1 protein-coding gene is annotated in these 1,367 nt (G+C 65.2%); it reads right to left on the bottom strand.

Features of this window, described 5'->3' with window-relative positions; all coding sequences use genetic code 11:
* Positions 1 to 133 precede the first annotated feature (133 nt).
* Entirely contained in the window at positions 134 to 1,330 is a 1,197-nt protein-coding gene (locus tag ABD841_RS40440; protein WP_425582127.1) for an IS701 family transposase, read from the bottom strand.
* Between the last annotated feature and the right edge of the window lie 37 nt (positions 1,331 to 1,367).

Genomic DNA, 1,367 nt, shown 5'->3' with positions numbered 1-1,367 from the left:
TAGTACTACAGCCTGATTTCGTGATGTTGGAGCCAGCGTTTCCAGTAATGGCTGGCTCGGGCGCGGGCTTGATGATGTCGTCGACGTTGGGACCAGGCGAGGGCGTGGCTGAGCGGACGGATGATCGTCGCGTTCAGGCGTGCCAGCAGACGGCGGATTTCTGCTGGTGTGAGGCGGACCAGGCCCCTTGGACTTTTGGGGCGTGCGCGGCGGTGACGGCGAGATAGGCATGGGCGAGCATCGCCAAGGTGATGTGGCGGTGCCAGGCGTCATAACGCCGGACCTGGTAGTGGTCCAGTCCGGTCTCGTTCTTAGCGGACTGGAAACATTCCTCAATCGCCCAGCGCGAGCCGGCGACGGCGATGAGGTCCTCCAAGGTAGTGCCGACTGGTGCGTAACACAGGTAGTAGGCCAGCTCGAGCTCGCCCTTGGCATTGGGGGTGAGGCTGCGCCGGACCAGCAGCCAGCGCTGGTAGCCGGGCTCGGCCGCGAAGGTCACCGTGGCGAGCGCCCAGTCATACAGGCGCTTGCCTTTGGCGCCCTCGCCGCAGGAACGGCGCTTCCATGCCTTGGGCGGAGCTTGGGCGGTCGCGCTGTCAGCGCGGATCTCCCCGCCCCATCCCATGCCGATCCATTGGCTCTTGGGCACCGCCACCACATAGCTCAGGTGGTGCTCTTCCAGGAAGCGCCGGAACTTGTTGTCCATGCCATAGGCCTCATCAGCGCTCACCCAGGACACCGGCACGCCCGCCTTCACGGTGCGGGCCAGCATCGTCCGGGCCAGCACCGGCTTGGTGGCGAACGCCACCTCCTCACCGACGCCGGCCCGGATACAACGCTCCCGGTCATCGGTCCAGGACTTCGGCAGATACAGCTCGGCATCGATCAGTGTTCGGCCCAGCGGGGAGGCGTAGGCGAGGAACACACCCAGCTGGCAGTTCTCGATCCTGCCCGCCGTGCCGGAGTACTGGCGCTGCACTCCGGCCGACTTGTCGCCCTTCTTCAGGAAGCCGGTGTCATCCACGATCAGCACGCCATCGCGGTGACCGAGGTTGTCCATCACGTAATCGCGCAGGTCATCCCGCACCTGGCGGGGATCCCAGCGGGCACTGTTCAACAAGCGCTGCATGCGATCAGGAGCCGTATCCCCGGCTGCTTCTGCCAGCTGCCAGCCGTTCTTGCGCTCGATCGGAGCCAGCAGCCCCAGCAGATACGCCCGCGCCTGCCTGCGCGGCTCCACTCGCCCGAACCGTCCGGCCACCTTCGCGAACAACGTATCCAGGCCGGCCACCCACTCCTGAAGGTCGCCCTCGGTCAGCTCATCCGACATGATCCAGAACTATAGATCACAAAACCTGGCTGTAGTA

Source organism: Streptosporangium fragile, from assembly GCF_039534445.1.
Lineage (GTDB): Bacteria > Actinomycetota > Actinomycetes > Streptosporangiales > Streptosporangiaceae > Streptosporangium > Streptosporangium fragile.
Note: the sequence above shows the minus strand (reverse complement) of the source record. Positions and strands in the feature narration are given on the sequence as shown.